At 63.1% G+C, this 19,035-nt stretch carries 17 protein-coding genes; 3 read left to right on the top strand and 14 right to left on the bottom strand.

Going from position 1 to position 19,035, the window contains the following annotated elements; all coding sequences use genetic code 11:
- Positions 1-135: 135 nt before the first annotated feature.
- The 7 genes from CKO36_RS15455 to CKO36_RS15425 form a co-directional block, all read right to left on the bottom strand.
- Entirely contained in the window at positions 136-804 is a 669-nt protein-coding gene (locus tag CKO36_RS15455; RefSeq protein WP_200285366.1) for a hypothetical protein, read from the bottom strand.
- Between the two features lie 432 nt (positions 805-1,236).
- A complete protein-coding gene (locus tag CKO36_RS15450) occupies positions 1,237-3,522 on the bottom strand; it encodes a mechanosensitive ion channel domain-containing protein (RefSeq protein ID WP_200285364.1) in 2,286 nt (761 codons plus the stop codon).
- Between the two features lie 67 nt (positions 3,523-3,589).
- Complete coding sequence (locus tag CKO36_RS15445; protein ID WP_200285362.1) at positions 3,590-4,981, bottom strand: cation:proton antiporter; 1,392 nt, start codon at positions 4,979-4,981, stop codon at positions 3,590-3,592.
- Positions 4,982-5,191: 210 nt separating this feature from the next.
- Positions 5,192-7,063 carry a potassium transporter Kup gene (locus CKO36_RS15440; protein WP_200285361.1) on the bottom strand — a complete coding sequence of 624 codons (1,872 nt, stop codon included), beginning with the start codon at positions 7,061-7,063 and terminating at the stop codon, positions 5,192-5,194.
- Between the two features lie 232 nt (positions 7,064-7,295).
- Positions 7,296-8,804, bottom strand: coding sequence for a DHA2 family efflux MFS transporter permease subunit (locus tag CKO36_RS15435; protein WP_242469656.1), 1,509 nt, complete (start codon positions 8,802-8,804; stop codon positions 7,296-7,298).
- A gap of 15 nt (positions 8,805-8,819) precedes the next feature.
- Entirely contained in the window at positions 8,820-9,800 is a 981-nt protein-coding gene (locus CKO36_RS15430; protein ID WP_200285359.1) for an HlyD family secretion protein, read from the bottom strand.
- A gap of 600 nt (positions 9,801-10,400) precedes the next feature.
- Positions 10,401-10,547, bottom strand: a complete 147-nt coding sequence (locus CKO36_RS15425) for a hypothetical protein (protein WP_200285357.1) — start codon at positions 10,545-10,547, stop codon at positions 10,401-10,403.
- On the opposite strand from CKO36_RS15425, the gene CKO36_RS15420 reads away from it, so the two are divergent.
- The gene (locus CKO36_RS15420) at positions 10,537-10,758 is read left to right on the top strand and encodes a DUF2442 domain-containing protein (RefSeq protein WP_200285355.1); all 222 of its coding nucleotides are present in this window, start codon (positions 10,537-10,539) and stop codon (positions 10,756-10,758) included. The genes CKO36_RS15425 and CKO36_RS15420 overlap by 11 nt on opposite strands.
- A gap of 75 nt (positions 10,759-10,833) precedes the next feature.
- Here the strand turns inward: CKO36_RS15420 and CKO36_RS15415 are convergent, their stop codons facing one another.
- The 7 genes from CKO36_RS15415 to rsxA are packed head-to-tail and all read right to left on the bottom strand — an operon-like array spanning position 10,834 to position 16,207.
- The gene (locus CKO36_RS15415; RefSeq protein WP_200285353.1) at positions 10,834-11,094 is read right to left on the bottom strand and encodes an RnfH family protein; all 261 of its coding nucleotides are present in this window, start codon (positions 11,092-11,094) and stop codon (positions 10,834-10,836) included.
- 18 nt (positions 11,095-11,112) lie between these two features.
- Positions 11,113-11,829, bottom strand: coding sequence for an electron transport complex subunit E (locus CKO36_RS15410; protein ID WP_207161489.1), 717 nt, complete (start codon positions 11,827-11,829; stop codon positions 11,113-11,115).
- Positions 11,813-12,472 (bottom strand): electron transport complex subunit RsxG, encoded by a 660-nt coding sequence (gene rsxG / locus CKO36_RS15405; protein ID WP_200285351.1) that lies wholly within the window; start codon positions 12,470-12,472, stop codon positions 11,813-11,815. Before rsxG ends, CKO36_RS15410 begins: the two co-directional genes overlap by 17 nt.
- Positions 12,469-13,572 carry an RnfABCDGE type electron transport complex subunit D gene (locus CKO36_RS15400; protein WP_200285349.1) on the bottom strand — a complete coding sequence of 368 codons (1,104 nt, stop codon included), beginning with the start codon at positions 13,570-13,572 and terminating at the stop codon, positions 12,469-12,471. The genes rsxG and CKO36_RS15400 overlap by 4 nt, the downstream gene beginning before the upstream one ends.
- An 18-nt stretch (positions 13,573-13,590) precedes the next feature.
- Complete coding sequence (rsxC, locus tag CKO36_RS15395; protein ID WP_200285348.1) at positions 13,591-15,033, bottom strand: electron transport complex subunit RsxC; 1,443 nt, start codon at positions 15,031-15,033, stop codon at positions 13,591-13,593.
- Positions 15,033-15,635 carry an electron transport complex subunit RsxB gene (rsxB, locus tag CKO36_RS15390; protein ID WP_200285346.1) on the bottom strand — a complete coding sequence of 201 codons (603 nt, stop codon included), beginning with the start codon at positions 15,633-15,635 and terminating at the stop codon, positions 15,033-15,035. Before rsxB ends, rsxC begins: the two co-directional genes overlap by 1 nt.
- Positions 15,632-16,207: an electron transport complex subunit RsxA gene (gene rsxA, locus CKO36_RS15385; RefSeq protein ID WP_200285368.1), complete on the bottom strand. Its 576-nt coding sequence runs from the start codon at positions 16,205-16,207 to the stop codon at positions 15,632-15,634. Before rsxA ends, rsxB begins: the two co-directional genes overlap by 4 nt.
- Before the next feature lie 818 nt (positions 16,208-17,025).
- On the opposite strand from rsxA, the gene CKO36_RS15380 reads away from it, so the two are divergent.
- Positions 17,026-17,508 (top strand): tyrosine-type recombinase/integrase, encoded by a 483-nt coding sequence (locus CKO36_RS15380; RefSeq protein WP_242469655.1) that lies wholly within the window; start codon positions 17,026-17,028, stop codon positions 17,506-17,508.
- Entirely contained in the window at positions 17,501-18,658 is a 1,158-nt protein-coding gene (locus CKO36_RS15375; RefSeq protein WP_200285344.1) for an IS91 family transposase, read from the top strand. The genes CKO36_RS15380 and CKO36_RS15375 overlap by 8 nt, the downstream gene beginning before the upstream one ends.
- The last annotated feature ends 377 nt before the right edge of the window (positions 18,659-19,035 follow it).

Below are 19,035 nucleotides of genomic sequence, written 5' to 3'. Positions count from 1 at the left end.
AATCGCTCAAGCAGAGCGCGTACCATGACCGTGGCAGGCGCGCGTTCAGCAAACCGGTTGAGAACATCATCAAACATCGGTTGTCAACTCCAACTCTAGAAATAATATCCATATTATACAATGAGTTGCATCACCTTAAAAGGGCTGGTATATATAGTTGCTATCTGGCTGCCTTTGTAAGTAATGATGTTTCAGCGCTTTTAACGGTCTATACCGTTCGAGATACAACCTTTCAAATATCTCTACAACCTCCATTTCTTCATTTGTTGGTAAAAATATAACATCCGAATCATCCCATAGTAATACTCCTGGAAACTTATCGAACTGTTTTAGCGCTTCTTCAAAAGCCCAAAATACATTTATAAGATTTGCACTTTTTTCATATGACAAATCACTTATTTGTAGGATTAGGCAACTATCCTCTGGGTGAATATCTACCAGCCTTTCCAGTAAATGCATATCTGTCATATATTTATCTATGTGGCCAGATAGCAATAAGCCCTTTACTCTAGATCTGCCAATCATATTTGAGGCTTCAAGTAAATGTCTATAAATGTGTTTATGTGGAATGTCATGAAAATCGCCTTCATGCATTAAATGTTCTAATTCATGAAATAAGTGATAAAAGTCTCGTTCATATCTTCTCGTGCTAAAAAAGACGTTCTGTTCGAGATTATGCCGAAAGAAGTTCCTTAGAACCGCGTAGTTTTCTTCCCCTTTCGCCAAATCTAAAAAAGTCTCTATATTCCCATCTATTAGATGAGCCACCATATTTGCATGCTGTAGTTCAAATCTGTATCCCATAGTGACTCCCCTTTTTTTTGATTTGCCTAACCATGAGTATCAGGGCCATTTTACCCTGATATTACCCCAGGATTCGGGCGATTTCGCCAGAATTTCAGGCAATTGGCCGTTATCAGGGCACAGACGCCCTGATAACTTGATATTTCCGGATAATTCGGGTAAATCTGCTTGATAACCCGGCCGCAGGCCTATTATCAGGGCGCGCATAACACTATAAGTGGATATTCGCGGGCTTTTCGGGCGAGAATCGGATCCCGACCGCGACGCAGGGCGCGTCGCGCTGGCGAGGATGTCTTCTAGACGCCGGTTTGGCTTAGTCGAACGCGCAGCAGACCACTATGGCCTGTTGACGCAAACGCAAGGCTTCGGCAATCGGTCCGGAGTTCTGCCCGCCTGAAAGGCGGGGGTTTGAGCCCTAAATATCTAAATCAATCAGCGTTTCCCTAGCGCCTCGGGCAGGGTCGAGGGTGTGACCAGATGCAGGTCGCGTTGAGGAAAGGGAATCTCGATGCCGGCCTCGCGGAAGGCGGCGTCGATCGCAAAGTTCAAATCACTCAGCACGGTCAGCCGCTTGCCGATGTCGCGGATGAAGACACGCAACTCGAAGTCGAGCGCACTGTCCCCAAAGGAGAGAAACAGGACGTAGGGATCCGGCACGACCCGGCTCCCCCGGACCACCAGCGGGTGCTCGGCAGCGACGCGCAGCAGGGTCTCCTTGACGCACTGCAGATCCGAGCCGTAGGCGACACCGATTGGTACTCGCAGCCGCCCGAAGCGGTCTCGCAGCATCCAGTTGGTGACGCTGTTGGAGATGAGGTCGGAGTTGGGGACGATGACGTCGGCGCGGTCGAAGGTCTCGATCTGGGTCGAGCGAATGCTGATGCGCCGCACGTAGCCCTCGATCCCGTTGACCACTACCCAGTCACCGGTGCGAACCGGGCGCTCGAACAGCAAGATGAGCCCGGAGAGGAAGTTGTTGACGATGTTCTGCAACCCGAAACCGATGCCGACCGAGAGCGCTCCGGCGATCAGCGCGAGGTTGCCCAGCCCGAAGCCGGCGATGGACAGCGCCGCCAACCCGGCGGCGATCATCAGCCCATAGCCGGTCACGGCTACTGCGGTCTCGCGCACGCCGTGCTCCAGGTGGGTGGTCGCCAGACGGCGATCGACGCGCTTGCGGATCCAGGAGATCAGCGACAGCAGCAGGCCGAGTGCCAGGATACCGGCCAGGACCCGCGCCGGCAGGATACGGAACTGGCCGAGACTGAACCCCTGCCCCGCCCAACGGGCCAGAGTCGACTGCGCGCTGCCCGGCGGCCCCCAGATCTCGAGCATCACCAGCCCGAGCGTCAGCCAGACCAGCAGATGGAAGAGGATGCGCAGCCAGAAGAGCCCTGGGATGAACTCCTGCGACCCGACACCGAGTCGCGCGCGCAAACGCTGCTGCCACGCATGGCGCCCCTCGTCGAGGCTGTCGATGAAGTCGTCGCCGAGGGTGGACACCAGCCAGACCAGCAGCAGGGCAGTGAGGGTCAGCACCACCCCAAGACCGACGAAGACCGAGAGATTGCGGTAGCCGAGCCATTCGGCACCCAGGGCACCGAGCAGCGCGACCGCGATGGCGAGCCGCACGACCCCAATCCCGCCCTTACCACGCAGGCGCCGGATGAGCCAGACCGACCAGATCAGATTGGCGGTGAAGAAGACCGACCAGATCGAACGGGTGACCAAAAACAGCGCGGACCCCGCCGACTCCGCGACCGGTGTCGCCAACAGCAGGGCACCGACGAGGGCGACCAGCGCAAGCCCGCGCAGGGCGTGCGCGAAGCGTCGGGACAGGTCCGCAGGCACGCGCAGACAGCGGTTCGCCGGGGACGGTGGATTGAAGGCAGCACGGATGCAGACGAGCGCCAGTTGATAGCCCAACAGCGCGAACGCCAGATCGGCGAGCAGCGGCCAGCCCGCTGGATCTCGCCCCCGAACCAGCCAGTAGACCGACCACAGCCCTCCGATCGCAAGGCCCGGCAGATAACGCCAAAGACTCAGTGCGATGCCCTGTCCCACCGCACCCAGCAAATCCTGGTCGCAATCGAGCGTCGCGACCTGGTGCATCCTGCGCCGCGGAAGCAGACCGATCAGCAGCCCGATCAGCGCCAGAGCGCCCAGCCCGTAGAGCGTCGCGCTGTCCTCGGCACCGAGCCGGCCCCGCAGATGCGCGAGATCGAACAGCGATCCGAACGTCGGCGCCGTTGCGATCCAGCCCTGGATCAGGCCAAGCGTCGTCGGTCCGGCCGTGAGCAGACGCCTGGTGATCTCCTCCTTCTCTCGCGCCTCGATGGCCTGGAGCGTGTCGCCGGTTCGCACTCGAAGCAGCCGGCAATCCGCGAGCAACGCTGTGGTCTGCGCCCGTTGACGCTCCAGCTCGGCCTTCACCCGCCGGGTCTGACCGGCCTCACCAGGGATCTTCGGTCCCAGCGCATCGAGCTCCTGGGTGCTCGATTCGGACTGCGCCTGTTGCGCCGCGATGCAATCCTGTGCACGCGCCTGCGTCTCGGAGACCTCGTTCGCGAGCGCCGCTAACCCAGCCTCGGGGACTGGCCCGTGCCGGACGATCTGCTCGATCCGGTCCAGTCGCTCGAGCGCGGCCTGCGTCCCGGCGGCGTCGAGCCCGGTCGGATCCGCCCAGACGCTGCTGGTCGTCGAAAGCGCGGCGAGCAACCCCAGCCCGAAGAACCTCGCGCCCCAGTGGGATCGGTGCCGCAGGGTCCGGCACGCCCACCCCATCTCAGCGGCTCAGCAGCCGATTGAGCCGGCCGAGCAGCTCCTCGGCGCGTGCCGAGCGCGGGTCGAACGCCCACTTAAGCGCCAATCCGGACCCGAACGCGAGCAGGATGATTACGGCGACCAGGGCCGCGAAGAGCCGATCGTCGATGACATCGAGCGAACGCCCGACGCCGACGAAGATCAGCGCCACCTCGCCGCGCGGCAGCATGCCCAGCGCAACGGTGGCGCGATCGGCATCGGGCCCGGCCACCAGTCCGGCCGGGAGCTTGCCCACCACGGCGGCGAACAGCAGCCCGATCGTCAACACCAGGGTCTGCCAATCGAGGAACACCGCGAGGTTGACCTGCATCCCGATCAGCAGGAAGAAGATCGGCGTGAACACCGCGATCAGTGGCACCAGCATCTCCTTGGTCTTGTCGCGCAGCGACTCGTCCGAGAGGATCAGCCCGGCCGCGAAGCCACCGACGGTTCCGCTCAACCCCAGCGAGCTGCACAGCCAGGCGAGCAGGAAGGCGAAGGCCAGCGGTGCCAGGAAGCGGAGTTCGACCGGGCCGATACGGTTGAGCTGATGGGCGAAGGGCCGGCCCAGACGGTCGCCGAAGAGGACGATGGCGCCAAGAAAGGCAGCGCTCGAGACCAGCAGCCAGGCGACTGCGGGGAGATCCAGGTGGCCCTTGACGACCAGCTCGATCGAGAGCGCGAGCAGCACCAGCCCGATCAGGTCATTGAGCACGCAGGCACCGAGGATCTCCCGTCCCTCGGGTGTGTCGGCCTTGCCGATGTCCTCCAGCATACGGGTCACGACACCAATGCTGGTGGCGGACAGGGTCGCGGCGATGAAGAAGCGCCCGGCACCGGAGACCTCGACCGGCAGCAGCCGGAGGAGGATGAACGCGACCGTCAGGGTCCCCAGGGCGCCAGCGATCGCCACCCGGGCCGCATCGGTGCCGACCCCGCGCAGTTGGTGGATACCCGTCTTGAGCCCGACGTGGAACAGCAGCAGGATGATGCCCAGGCTGGAGAACAGCCAGAGGCTCAGCCCGGTGTTGACGTTGGCCAGGGCATGGTCGCCGCTGAGCAGACGCAGCACCTCGTGCCCTCGTCCACCCGGCTCGAGTTCCGCTGGACCGAAGACCTGCGCCGCCGCCTGCGAGACCGAAACGCCACCCTGCCAGACCTGATCGAAGACCGGGCTGGCCGCGCCATAGCTCATCACGAAGGTAAAGAAGGGCACGCCGAGCCAATACCCCAGGTTTCCGACCAGCACGCCGACCAGCAGCTCGCCGAGCACCCCAGGCTGTCGGAAATGGCTGGTCAGCCAGCGTGCGACCAGAACCATGGTGAGCAGAATCGCCAGCTCCAGCATGATGTCGGCGAAGGGATCCAATGGCATCGCAGTTGGTGTGCTCGGGGGCATGGCTCGAACCCTCAGGTTGCAAAGGATGGCGAGCCATTGGACGCCAGGGTCGGAATCCCAGGCGTCCGGCTGCCGGATGGTTCAGCGAAATCACGCAATCAGTCCATCTTCAAGCGCCCGTCCGATCGCGTCTCACTCGCCCTGATCGAATCCCCGGACGGGAAACGCAATGCATCGGCGGTTCGCTCAGAGCTTATAGTGCACCCCGATCTCAATCAACTGCTCTGGCGGTGCCCCGAGCAGGAACGCCGGGCTCGGGGTATTGCGTTGCATGAAGGCGTAGAGGCGCGCACGCAGGCTCGGCCCCTTGCCTGCCTTGGCAAGCGCGATCCGCACCCGGCTCAGGAACAGGCTCGGATGCTCGTAGCTCGGCGGGTAGGCGCTCTGCGAGAGCAGGTCGAGGATGCCCTCCAAGCGTGGGTGCTCCATGTAGCCGAGATGGAGCACCGCGACAAAGAATCCCGATCCCAGCCGCTCGAGTTCCAGCTTCTCCTCCAGTCGCACCCGTGGGGCATCCTCGATCTCGATCTGCAACACATAGGTCTCGCGATGCAGGACCAGGTTGTGCCGGAAGTTGTGCAGCAGGCTCAGGGGCACATGGCCAGCGGTGCGGGTGAGGAAGATGGCGCTGCCGTGCGTGCGAACCGCCGACTGGACGGGCGCGCTGGCGACGAACTCGCTGAGCGGTGCCGCAAGTTCTTGACACTGACGCAGCCGTCGCTGGCCCCAGCGCCAGGTGAGCATGAGCACGAGGATGGCGCCGCTGATGAGGACCACGATCTGGGCGCCCGAGAGCAGCTTGGTCGCCAGGGCCGTCAGGAAGGCGAGGTCGACACCGAGAAAGACCAGACCCAGCGCCAGGATCGCCGCCCAGCCGCGCCGCTTGACCTTGCGCTGATAGGCCAGGAACAGCAGCGACGTGATGAGCGTCACTGCACCGATCGCGAGCCCATAGGCATTGGCCAGTCCGTCCGCGGAGCGAAAGCCGAGCACCAGCAGCAGCGTCCCAAGCATCATCAGCCAGTTGACTGAGGCGATGTAGATCTGGCCCGGCTGGGTCACCGAGGTATGGCTGACCCGAAGCTGCGGGAAGTAGTCGAGATCGCTGAGCTGGCGGAAGAGCGAAAACAGTCCGGTGATGATGGCCTGAGAGGCGATGACGGTCGCCAGGGTGGCGATCGCGATCAGACCGATCAGCCAGTGCCCGGACACTAGCCCGAAGAAGGTGTTGCCCGGACTCCCCTGCTCGCTCAGCAGCAAGGCGCCCTGCCCCAGATAGTTCAGCATCAGTGCCGGCCAGACCAGCAGGAACCAGGTCAGCTGGATCGGGCGCCGGCCGAAGTGGCCGAGGTCGGCATAGAGCGCCTCCGAACCGGTGACGACGAGGAAGACCGTCCCCAGGGTCAGGAAACCGATCCAGCCATTGTGCTGCATGAACCAGAAGGCATGACGCGGATCCAGCGCCACCAGCACGCCCGGGACCTCGAGGATCCAGCGCACGCCGATGCCCGCGAGGAGGAGGAACCAAACCAGCATCACCGGCCCGAAGAGCCTGCCCACCTTGGCCGTACCCCGATGCTGGATCGCGAACAGGGCGATCAGCACCACCACCGTCAGCTCGGGCACCCACTCCGCCAGATCCGAGGTGACCAGTTCCAACCCCTGGACCGCACTCAGCACCGAGATCGCCGGCGTCAGCAGCCCATCTCCGACCAGCAAGGCGCTTGCGACGACACCCAGGAACAGGGCCAGGGCGCGCGCATGCCGACGGCTGTGCCGGCGCAGCAGGGTGGCGAGCGCGATGACCCCACCGTCCCCGTCGTTGTCTGCGGAGAGGACGAAGGACATGTACTTGAGGCCGACCACCAGGACCAAGGACCAGAAGATCAGCGAGAGCGCCCCGAGGACGTTGACCGCGTCGACCGCGAGCCCCGTCCGGCCGAAGAGGATGTTCATGGTGTAGATCGGACTGGTGCCGATATCGCCGTAGACCACACCGAGCACCGCGACCATCAGGGTCGCCCTGCCCATTCGGCCATTGGAATCCTGGGCCGACATCGGGGGCGCCTAGCCGCGTCGCCGCTGAGGACGCGACCGGACGTCAGCGGTCGCTGCCGCACCGCCGAGGCGCAGGCGCAGCGCCACCGAGCCACGATGGACGAGCGGCGTCATGAGGCCAGGATTAAGGTTGCAGAAGGGAACGTGCATCCTGATTTCGACCAGCTCCAGTGATTCGCACAAGGGCCACCAGGCATCGGGTCCTGGGCCTTGCAGGGACCCCCTTTAGCGCTCACCCCGAGCGCGAGTGGGGTTTCAAGAGTAACAGCAATGGCAGCATGAGCACGAAACTCAGGGCGATCATCTCGAAGACCTGGGTGAAGGCCAGCATCGAGGCCTGGCGGCTCAGCTCGTGGGCCAGCAGCTCGGGTGCCAGCGGGCTGTCGAGGGTCAGGCCCCGGGCCTGGAGCCACTGCTGCAGCGCCGGATTGAAGGGGTCGATGTGGCCGCCGAGGCGGTTCCAGTCGGCCTGACCGAAGCGGCTGTACCAGGTCGCGGCGATGGACACGCCGATAGAGCTGCCGATGCTGCGCGCTAGGTTGTAAAGCCCGGCGCCCGCATCCGTCTGCGACGCCGGCAAGGTGGCATAGGCCAGGGTCGAGAGGGTCACGAAGACGGACCCCATACCGACGCCCTGCAGCACGCCGGGCCAGACGAGCCAGCCGGGGCTGATATCCAGGTTGTACCAGGACATCATCCAGGTCGCGCTGCCGGCCAGGACCATGCCGGTCGCGATGATCCAGCGCGGATCGACCCGTCCGGAGAGCCGGGCGACGACCAGCATGCCGCAGGCCGCGCCGAACCCGCGCGGTGCCATGACCAGGCCGGTGGTCTCGACCGGGTAGCCGAGCAGACGCTCCATCAGCAGCGGCTGAATGGCGATGGTTCCGAACAGCGCGAGCCCGAACACCAGCATCAGGGTCGAGGCCAGGGCCAGATTGCGGTCGGCGAACAGATGCAGGTCGACGATCGGCCGCTTGGCGGTGAGTCCGCGCCAGACGAAGAGCGCAAGCCCGCCGACGGCGGCGATGGTCAGCAGCAGGATAAAGCCCGAGTCCAGCCAGCCCTCCTGGTTGCCGCGATCGAGTACCGTCTGCAGGCTCCCGATGCCGACGATCATCAGCAGCGCGCCGAGCCAGTCGGTGCCCGCGTCCCGGCGTTCCGTCTCGCGGATGCTGCGCGCCACCATGGCCAGGTTGAGCAAACCGACCGGGAGGTTGATGTAGAAGACCCAGCGCCAATCCAGGTGCTCCGTGACCAGTCCACCAACGGTCGGCCCGAGGATCGGCCCCAGCATGACGCCGATGCCCCAGATGGCCATCGCCTTGCCGCGCTGCTCCTGGGGGAAAAGCGTGACCAGCACCCCTTGCGAGAGCGGGATCAGCGGCGCGCCGGCGACACCCTGGATCAACCGGAAGACCACCATCTGCGACAGCGACTCGCTCAGACCGCAGGCGGCCGAGGCGATCACGAATCCAGCGATACCAAACAGCATCACGCGCCGGCGCCCGAAGCGCGCGGCCAGCCAGCCGGTCAGCGGAATCGTCACCGCCTCGGCGACGATATAGGCGGTCAGCACCCAGGTGACCTGATCGGCGGTGGCCCCCAGCGCACCCATCATGTGCGGCAGGGTGACGTTGACGATGGTCATGTCCATGATGGCCATGACGGTGGTCAGCATCACGCTCGCCGCAGGCAGGATCCGGCGCGACGTTGGAAGTGGCGGCATCTGTTCGGCCATGCACGCGTGCCCCGGCTACTCGGCCGTCGTGTCCACGCGGACCTCGGCGCTTGCCCCGACGCGCAGCGCCGGCACCGGGTTGAGGACGCGGATGCGCACCGCGAAGCGCTGCGTCACCTTCACCCAGTTGCCGGTTGCGTTCTCCGCCGGGAGCAGCGAGAACGCGCTTCCCGAGGCGGGACTCAGCCCCTCCACCTCGCCCTTGAACTCCCTGCCCGGCAGTAGATCGACCGAGATGCTTGCCGGCTGTCCCGGACGGATGCGTGGGAGATCGGTCTCCTTGAAATTGGCGTCGACCCAGACGTCCCGGCTCTCGACGAGGGCGAACAGGTCGCCTCCGGCACTGATATAACCACCTGGACGCAGATCGAAGTCGCCCACGACACCGTCGGCGGGCGCGCTGATCCGGGTGTGTTTCAGATTGAGGCGCGCCTGCTCGAGCGCGACCTGCGCCGCCTTGACCGCCGCGTTCTCGGCCCCAAGCGCTCCACGCGCGGCCTGGGCGGCGACCAGCTCGGCCTTGGCCCTGTCGAGCGCACCCTCGGCGTCGAGCTTGACCTGCTCGGCGCTGTCACCCATGTCGGCCGAGGCCGAACCCTTGGCGACCAGATCCGCGATCCGTTTGGCGTGACGCTCGGCCTCCTCGGCATTAGCCTTAGCCGAGGACAACTGGGCCTTGGCCGCGCCGACACGCGCCTCCGCCTCAGCCAGGCTGTCCTTCGTCTGCTGGAGCTGGGCCTCGGCCTTACCCACGGCGAGCGCGAACGGCTCGGGATCAATGGTCAGCAACAGGTCTCCGGCCTTGACCTGCTGGTTGTTGTGAACCAGCACCGACCGGATCGGACCGCTGACCTGGGCCGCGATGCGCACCACGTGGCGCCCGAGATAGGCATCCGAGGTCGAGGGATGCGCACTGGAATAACCCTGATACCACCAGCCGCCGCCGGCGAGCACCGCGACGACTGGAATACCGATGAGCAGTTGACGCCGATTCATCGCCGCTGGCTCCTGACTGTTCACGAATGGGACGGTGGCACCGGGCCACCGGGGACCGTCACCGCTTGCGCCAGTGCCGGTGTGCGATCGGGCGGCGCAACGCGCCGGCCCAACGGCCGGGCGGGTCGAGGCCTGGCCGATCAACGCTGAATTAAAGCAAAGACTCTGCCAACCACGCAAGGCGGACCCAGGCCGCACGACCTCGCCTCTCCGCCCGACTCGACCGAGCGGTCGGTACAAGGCACAGCTGCGCCCGAAACTGGGTCGAACAAATCAAGTGTGGCATGGACCAAACACACGCCATTCGGCTCGTCGAGGGGACATCGGCCATCCGGCCCGCTGGTTCATATTCACCAAACCTAGCACACTCCGATCAGGCACGGAAAGACCCACCATCATCAGTGACCCGACGGGTAATGTATCTGCATCGCACGGCCCCGATGAACCCGGACAGTGCCTACTACAAGGGTCGCTACGAGGGGGTCGACATCAGCGTGGAGGCCCGTCAGAACACGGATCGCGTCGCCTCGATCCTACTGAAGGCCCTGTTCTTTCTCTACCTGCTGGCCTTGGTCGGACGCTCTTCGAGGCCTGAAAGATTCACAGCACAGCAAGTACTTGCAAGGCCGCGTAAGGGCGATGCAGCTTCGGTCGCTGTAACGGAAACCGCTTCTTGATCCGGTGGCGGAAGTTTCCAGCGATGCCATAGTAGGCGTCGTGCCCACGCAGCACGCGGTTGAGGTTCATCACCTGTTCTCGGATCTCGCTGAAGGGCAAGGTGTTTGAACCTCTCTGCGATGTCAAAATTTTCGCACAGCTACGCGTCGAGCCGGAGCTTGACACGATCGTGTGGCCTAACGGTGCTGACTTTGCCCCAGAGTTTCTCTACTTTCAGGCATTCAAGAACGAGCCTGATCTCCAAGAGCAATTCAAATCATGGGGTTATGTTGCCGCCTAATTTTGGTTACGCCATTGCAACGCGAGACACCCTGCTCCAGTCCATCTACCGGGATTTGACACCTAAGCTGATGCCTTACTGATCACGCCGGTCGATGGTCTCGGGATCGGCGGTGATGGGGCGATAGATTTCGACGCGATCACCGGGCTTGAGCTTGGCGTTAAGTTTACTCAGGCGCCCAAAGACGCCGACGCGCTGGGTGTCGAGATCAATATCCGGGTACTGGCGCAAAATGCCTGACTGCTCGATGGCGTCTTGCAGGGTGCAGTCATCCGGCACGTCGAAGGTGAGCCAGGTTTGCTTAAACTTATCCGCGTAGGCGACGCCGACTTGCATCTGGGAGCCTCCGTCTGGTCAGGGGGTGCGGGTGGCAGCGGCGCGGCGGTCAATCAGACGCTTGCCGGCGAGCAGAAAACCGAGTGCGAGGAATCCGCCGGGCGGCAGAATCATTAGCAAAAAGCCGCGATAGTCGGGGATCAGGGTCAGTTCGAGAAAGTGCAGCCCTTCGCCGAGCAGCAAGGAGGCGTTAGCGAACAGGGTGCCGAAGCCAATGATTTCGCGCACCGCGCCCAGAACGACCAGCACCAGAGTGAAGCCCAGGCCCATCATCAAACCATCGAACGCGGCCGGCAGCACCGGCTGGCGGGAGGCGAAGGACTCGGCACGGCCGAGAATGGCGCAGTTGGTGACAATCAGCGGAATGAACAGCCCCAGCACCTTGTGTAAATCGTGCATCCAGGCGTTCATGCCAAGATCGACCAAGGTCACCAGGGTGGCAATCACCAACACGAATACCGGGATGCGCACCTGCGGCGTGATAATGCCGCGCAGCAGAGCGATGGTAAAGCCCGACAGCACCAGCACGAAGGTGGAGGCCAGCCCCAATCCCAAACCATTGGTGGCGGTGCTGGTAACGGCCAGTAATGGGCAGAGCGCCAGCGCCTGAGCGAAGACAACATTATTGTCCCACAGCCCATCGCGGGTGATGCGTGACCAGTCAGTGCCGGTCTTGGCGCCCGTATTGCTGGTGGTTGGCGCGTTTGCGGCGGCGGGATCAGTCGCTGTCGCCATGAGTCGGCTCCTGTTGGATAACGGCGCTGGCGGTCAGGCTGTCACGATGTTCGGTGAACCATTCAAGTCCACCATGCACCGCCTTGACCACGGCTCGGGGGGTGATGGTCGCGCCGCTGAATTGATCGAACTGCCCGCCATCTTTTTTGACTGCCCAGCGCTCGGGAGGTGGGTTGTGCAGCGATAGACCGTTAAAGGACAGAATCCAGTCATCGCGTGCGACCTCGATTTTGTCGCCCAGCCCCGGGGTTTCGGTATGCGCCAGCACCCGCACTCCAAGGATTTGGCCGCTGGCATCGAGCCCCAGCATGAGTTGGATCGGGCCGGCATAGCCCGGCTCACTGACAGGAAAAGCCAGCGCGGTGACTTCCAGGCCGCGCAGCGCACGATAGACCTCAATGGGCTCCTCATGCGGACCGGGCAATTCGATGACCGCTGCCAGCAAGTCATTGTCGTATAGGGAAGCCGGAATCACCTGCTGCAATGAGGAGCGCAAGTCCTCGGCGTGGCGCTCGGCAATGGCGCTGTGGGTGGCGATGTTGCCCATGGTTAGCAGGGCGGCAGCGACCATGGCAAAGCCGCCGAGTAGTCCGGCCTGATAGCCGATGCGTTGGCGATAGCTGGGGTTGACGATGGTGGTCATGAGCGGGCTCCAGCGGTGGAGGCCGGCGGCTGGCTCTCGGCGACCTTCAGCGGTTGGCCCCGGCGGTCGCGGCCATAGATGCGTGGCTTGAGATAATGGTCGATCAGCGGAGTGCAGGCGTTCATCAGCAGTACTGCGAAGCCCACGCCCTCGGGGTAGCCCCCCCAGGTGCGAATGACATAAATCAGCAGGCCGCAGCCGGCGCCGAACAGAATTTGCCCCGCGCGTGATACCGGCGAGGTGACCGGATCAGTGGCGATAAAAAAGGCGCAGATCAGGGTGGCGCCCTGCAGCCAGTGGAACAGTGGGCCTGGATAGCGCCCGGCATCAAGTAGGTGCATCAACCCAGCCAGCAGGCCAATACTGCCCAGCACGGCGAGCGGGATTTCCCAGCGGATGACTTTTTGTTGCAGCAGAAACAGTCCGCCGAGCAACAGCAAGAGTGCCGAGGTCTCGCCCAGACTGCCGGCCACACCGCCCCACAGGGCCGTCAGCGGGTCAAACACGCCCGGCAGCACGGTGTCCAGGCCATGGCCCTGCCCGAGCTCCGTGCGCACATGATCCAGCACCGAGGCACCGCTCATTGCATCATAGCCTTGCCCGCCGAAGGTAATGCCCAGCCCATCCAGCACGCCCGGAGCCGCAGCGGAGAACAAAGGCTGAGGCGCGACAAAGCGCGTCATTTCAATGGGCAGGGCAATCAGCAGCGCGATGCGCGCGACCATGGCTGGATTAAACAGATTTTGCCCCAGGCCGCCGAAGATCTGCTTGCCGACAATGATGGCCAGAAAGGCGCCCAGCAGCCCGACCCACCAGGGCGCCCAGGGCGGCAGGGTCATGGCCAGCAGCCAGCCGGTGAGCAGCGCCGAGCCGTCCATCAGGCCAGCACGTACCGCCCGACCGGCCAGCGCCAGCCCCAGTGCTTCCCACAGCAGTGCACCCAGTAGAGTGACAGCAAACAGAAAAATTGCCGGCCAGCCAAACTGATAGAGTCCGAATAGGGTTGCGGGCACCAGCGCTAGCAGCACTAGGCGCATGGTGCGCGCGACACTGTTGGGCGCATGAGTGTGGGGATTGGCCGCAAGAGTTTCGATTGACATGATTTCTTTCGTGTTCGTTTAAGCTGAACTTGCTGCCTTCTTCCGCGCCGCCATGGCGGCACGCTTGGCCTGCTTGATGGCTTCCAGCCGGGCGCTGCGCTGCTCGATCAGACGCTTGGTTTCGGTCTGCTTCTGTTTGATGCGGTCGCGCTCAGCCATGGCGCCCTTGGCATGGGCGAAAAATTGCACCAGTGGCAGATGGGCCGGACAGGTATAGGCGCAGCAGCCGCAGGCGATGCAGTCGAGCAGGCCGCGATCAACCGCCGCCTTGGGATTGCCGGCGCGGATCAAAGCCGCCATCTCCAGCGGCACCAGGCCACAGGGGCAGACCTCGACGCATTGTCCGCAGCGGATGCAGGCCGAGGCGGGCTGTTGCTGGGTTTCCTCTGCCGTCAACGCCAGGATGCCATTGGTCCCCTTGATCACCGGCGCGCGCGAACTGGGAATGACCTGCCCCATCATGGGACCGCCGCTGAGCAGACGCGCTGGCGGCTCGCGCAAGCCACCGCCAGCCTCGAGCAGTGTCTCAATGCGGGTGCCTATCGGGACGCGCAGATTGCGTGGCTCATTGATCGCCCCGCCGGTGATGGTCACCACCCGATCAATCAGCGGGCGGCCGCTACGCAAAGCCTGATGTACGGCAAAGGCCGTCGCCGGGTTATGTACCACAATGCCGATGTCGGCAGTCAGTCCGCGCGCCGGTGTTTCCTGCCCGGTCAGCGCTTGCACCAGATGCTTTTCCGAGCCCATCGGGTAATGCATCGGCAGGCCAACGACCTGGATGCGGGCATCTTCCCGGGCGGCGGTCAGCATGGCCTGCTGAGCCTGGGGTTTGTTGTTTTCGATGGCGATGATTAGCTGTTCGACGCCCAGCGCATGGGCCATGATGCGCACGCCATCGACAATGGCGGCGGCTTCCTCGCGCATCAGGCGATCATCACAGGTCAGATAGGGCTCGCATTCAGCGCCATTGATGACCAGGGTGTGCAGCTGGTAGCGGTTGCGCAGATTGAGCTTTACCGCTGCCGGGAAGGTGGCACCACCCAAGCCGACGATGCCGGCGGCCGCAACTCGTTTGGCGATGTCGGCAGCGTCGAGCGCGAAAGGATCGGCAACGCCTTCCATGCCCTCGACCCAGCGGTCTTCACCATCGGGTTGCAGGGAAATAGTGCGCACCGACAGCCCGGAGGGATGGTTGGCCGGGTAGAAGCCGATGCCGGCAATGCGTCCCGAGGTGGGCGCATGAATGGGCGCGGATACCGGCCCCTGGGCGCGGGCGATCAGTTCGCCCTTGGCGACCTTTTGCCGGCGTTCGACAATGGGATTGGCCGCCGCGCCGATATGCTGTTGCAAGGGAATATGCAGCAGCGGCGGCAAGGGCAGCGACTCGATCGGACGCTCAGCCGAGAGGCTTTTGCGGTCGTGCGGATGCACGCCGCCACGCAGACGAAATAGGCGCATCAGTGTCCGCCCTCCATGACCTGGTCCGGTGTGGCCAGCTGCTCGGCGTCAAGTGCGAACGCGGGCTCTGGTGCGGCATTTGGTTTGGGCAAGGGCCAATACCAGGTCTGCGGGGTATAGCCCACCGGACGCATTTCGATACACTCCGTCGGACAGACTTCGAAGCACAGCTCGCAGCCGGTGCAGGCATCGGCAAAGACGGCATGAATCATGGCATTGGCGCCCAGAATCGCGTCGGTCGGGCAGCGCTTCAGGCACTTGGTGCAGCCGATACAGGATTTTTCATGGATAAAGGCGATCATGGGGCCTTTATCGACCACCGCGCCGGCCTCCAGTGGCACGCCGAGCTTCTCGGCCAGCGCCTCAGCCAGTGCGCGCCCGCCGGGTGGGCAGCAGGTGACCGCCGCTTCGCCGTCAGCAATGGCAACGGCGGCTGGAGCGCAACCCGGATAACCGCATTGTCCGCATTGAGAGCCGGGCAAGAGTTCTTCGATCTCGCCCACCAGTGGGTTGCCTGGCACGCGCAGAAAGCGATCCGCGATCCCGAGCAGCGTGCCCAGGGCCAGGCCGAGTACCGTCAGACTGAGAATCGCGCTGATCATGCCAACCCCGCAAAGCCCATAAAGGCCAGTGACAGCAGCCCCGCCACCACAAAGGCAATGGGGGTGCCAGCGAAGGCATCGGGGACTTGTGCCAGCGCCAGGCGCTCACGCAAACCGGCAAAGAGCACCATCACCAGGGTAAAACCCAGCGCCGAGCCAAAACCATACAGCAGGCTTTCAGCAAAGCCATGCGCCTCCTGCACATTGAGCAGCGCCACGCCGAGTACCGCGCAGTTGGTGGTGATCAGCGGCAGAAAGATGCCCAGCACCTGATACAGTGCCGGGGAGATTTTGCGCACCGCCATTTCGGTGAACTGCACCACAGCCGCGATGGCCAGAATAAAGGTCAGAATGCGCAGAAAGCCGAGATCCAGGGGTTGCAGCAGCCAGTGCTCCAACAACCAACTCGCCGCGCCGGCCAGGGTCAGTACAAAAGTGGTGGCCAGCCCCATGCCCAGCGCGCTGTCCAGTTTGTTGGACACGCCCATAAAGGGGCACAGACCCAGGAATTTAACCAGGACCACGTTGTTGACCAGCGCGGTGCCAAGGATGAGCAGCAGTGCATCGGACATATCGGGGCGCAGCAAGCTCGTATCAGTTGAGAGTTCAATTAAATGAAGGGGGGCAGAACCTGCATGACTCAGTGGTCATCTGGCGCCTGCGCCGCCGCATCAGCGTTGGCTCACAGCTAAGCAAAGTTAGTGCCAAGATGCCTGAGGCGCGATGATGTCAGCTCATGACCGCGATCATAAGGAGCGGCGGCTTAAGTATGCGGAGCTGGGGCGGGGCTGGAATGTCGCGGGCATTACAGCGAGGTACGCGCGCATGCAGGCTTTGTTGGTTTTGTGACAAAGGGCCGCGCAGTCCCTGGCCTAACCGACCAACTATGGCACGCCCTAAGCCCAAGCCCACACCCGCAGCGCACCACCGGCTGACCGGTAACAACCGTAGTGGCAGATGGTTTTCCCCAGCCGCGCGCACGGCACGCAAGCGCAGACGCACACGGCTTGCCAGACGTAACCTCAATCAAGGCGTGGTGAAAAGATAGGACTTGATGCACAAATGATTATTTGCAGTAATATTTGAGTGCACTATGCTCAAGTGGTCGTTAACACTTATCTGGTAGCAACGGCAATACCAGACGTGAGGAGCGCGATCCTATCTGTGCGATAACTCGCTGCATCAAAGCCACCCTGCGTCGAGCAGCCGAGGGCAAGTGGCGCCGCTAAGGGCCGCCGTTGTCGGCTTAGTTCCGACGGGTTGCTGGGGAATGTTGCGCTTGAAAGGTGGGTTGGCATGCTCCAATGCGCATCAACCACGCAACTGACGCCGAAGGTTCGGCGTGCTAGGCGGATTCTACGTTTGTGGTGTTAGACAGAATCTGTCTAGGATGCTCAGCCTGTGCTATGGCTGCGGGCTGCGCCTGAACGAAGTGCTGGCGGTTCGGGTTGGCGATATCGACGGCGAACGCCGGCTGTTGCGCATTGAACAGGGCAAGGGCGCCAAGGACCGCATGGTCCCGCTCTCGCCGACCTTGTTGGCGCAACTGCGCGCGTATTGGCGCGCCTATCGCCCGGACGCTTGGCTGTTTGCCGGCCGCGCCGGGACACGGCTCGCGCCCACCACGCTGCAGAAAGCCTTCACTCAGGCCAAGCAGCGCGCCGGTGTGCACAAGGTCGGTGGCATCCATGGGCTGCGCCACGCCTATGCCACCCATCAGCTGGCCGCTGGACTGCCGGTGCAGCGTCTGCAACGCTTGCTCGGGCATCAGAGCATTCACACCACCCTGCGCTACGTGCATTGGCTGCCGAGCGCGCGCGAGGGCGAAGGCATGCTCGATGTCATTGCCCAGTTGGAGGCGGCGCATGGCTAAGTCCGCCTCCCTGCAAGTGCTGGTCAACGCGTGTCTTGACAGCCTCGCCACGACCCAGACCTTGAGCCCGCGTCAGTGGCAGGTGTGTCACCACATCCGCGACTGCCGCACCGCAGTCCTCGGCGGATTCGCCTTGCACTGTGATCAGTGCGACGCCGATGCGCTGTGTTACCACGCCTGCCGCGACCGTCACTGCCCGCGCTGCCAGCGCCAAGCCTCCGAGGCATGGTGCGCGCGCCAGCGCGCGGCCTTGCTGCCGGTGACCTATCACCATCTGGTCTTCACGCTGCCGTCCGCCCTCAATGGCTGGATCGAGGTCCCTCCCAAAACGCTCTACGATCTGCTGTTCACGACGGTCTGGGCCACATTGTCGGCCTTCGGCGCCAATCCCAAGCGCCTGGGCGGACAACTTGGGATGACCGCCGTGCTCCATACCTGGGGACAGACGCTGACCCGGCCTGTGCATTTGCATTGTCTGGTGCCGGGCGGGGCATTCTCCGACACCGGTCAGTGGCATCCCGCGAAAAGCACCTACCTGTTCCCGGTGCGGGCGCTCTCGCGTCACATGCGTGGCGGCTTTGTCAGCCGTCTACGCCAGGCCGTCGCGGTTGGAGAATTGTGCCGGCTAACCGATCCGCGCAAAATCGACCGCATGCTCGATACCCTGATGGGCACCGAGTGGGTGGTCTACTCCAAGCCCTGCCTGGCGCGCGGTGAGACCGTGGTCGACTATCTTGGGCGCTACAGCCATCGCATAGCGCTGAGCGACAGCCGTCTGCTCAGCTTTGATGGCGAGTCCGTTGAACTCAGCTACAAGGACTACCGCGATGGCGATCGGCGCAAAGTCATGACCCTCTCCGGTGAGGAACTGTTGCACCGCTTTCTGCTCCATGTGTTGCCAAAAGGCTTCATGCGCGTGCGTCATTTCGGCTTACTAGCCAATCGCTGCCGTGCCCAGCGCTTGCCGGCCATCCGCGCGGCGATCGGCGCGGTGCAAGCGCGTCCTGTTGCAATCATGCCAACTGAACAGGGCACCACCGGGCATCCGCAACCTTACAAGCCGTTTGATGGTTATCCCTGCCCGAGCTGTCGCGGCGGTCGATTGTGGGTGCGCACCGCCTTGGCTCCCAAACGTCGCGATGGCGGATAGCGTGCGCCACTAAACCGCAATCCGCGACACATGAGAAGCGCGATCTTCAGGCCCGACACCGGGCTTGCGTCTGCGCTCGCCTTGCGTTCAGAAATCGACTAAACTCACTGTAAGTACACGCGTTTTTTTCGCCCTCAGAGCCCGACAGATGCCGCTTTTTTTCCTCCCGCAGCCTCCCGTTGCGCTGCTTCAGCGACAACTCGACCGCCAACTGCCGGGCTCTGACCAATACAATCCCCTTACCACACGCAGGGCGAGCGCGTATTAACGCTAGATCTGACATGATGTTGCGGCCCCCTGTTAGCCAATCGCCTTGAGGAGCCTTGAGTGTCCGCCAGCATGATCGAGCATTTTGCCAGCCTTGAAGATCCCCGTAT

This window comes from Rhabdochromatium marinum (genome assembly GCF_016583795.1).
Lineage (GTDB): Bacteria > Pseudomonadota > Gammaproteobacteria > Chromatiales > Chromatiaceae > Rhabdochromatium > Rhabdochromatium marinum.
This window is presented reverse-complemented; position numbering and strand designations above follow the sequence as displayed.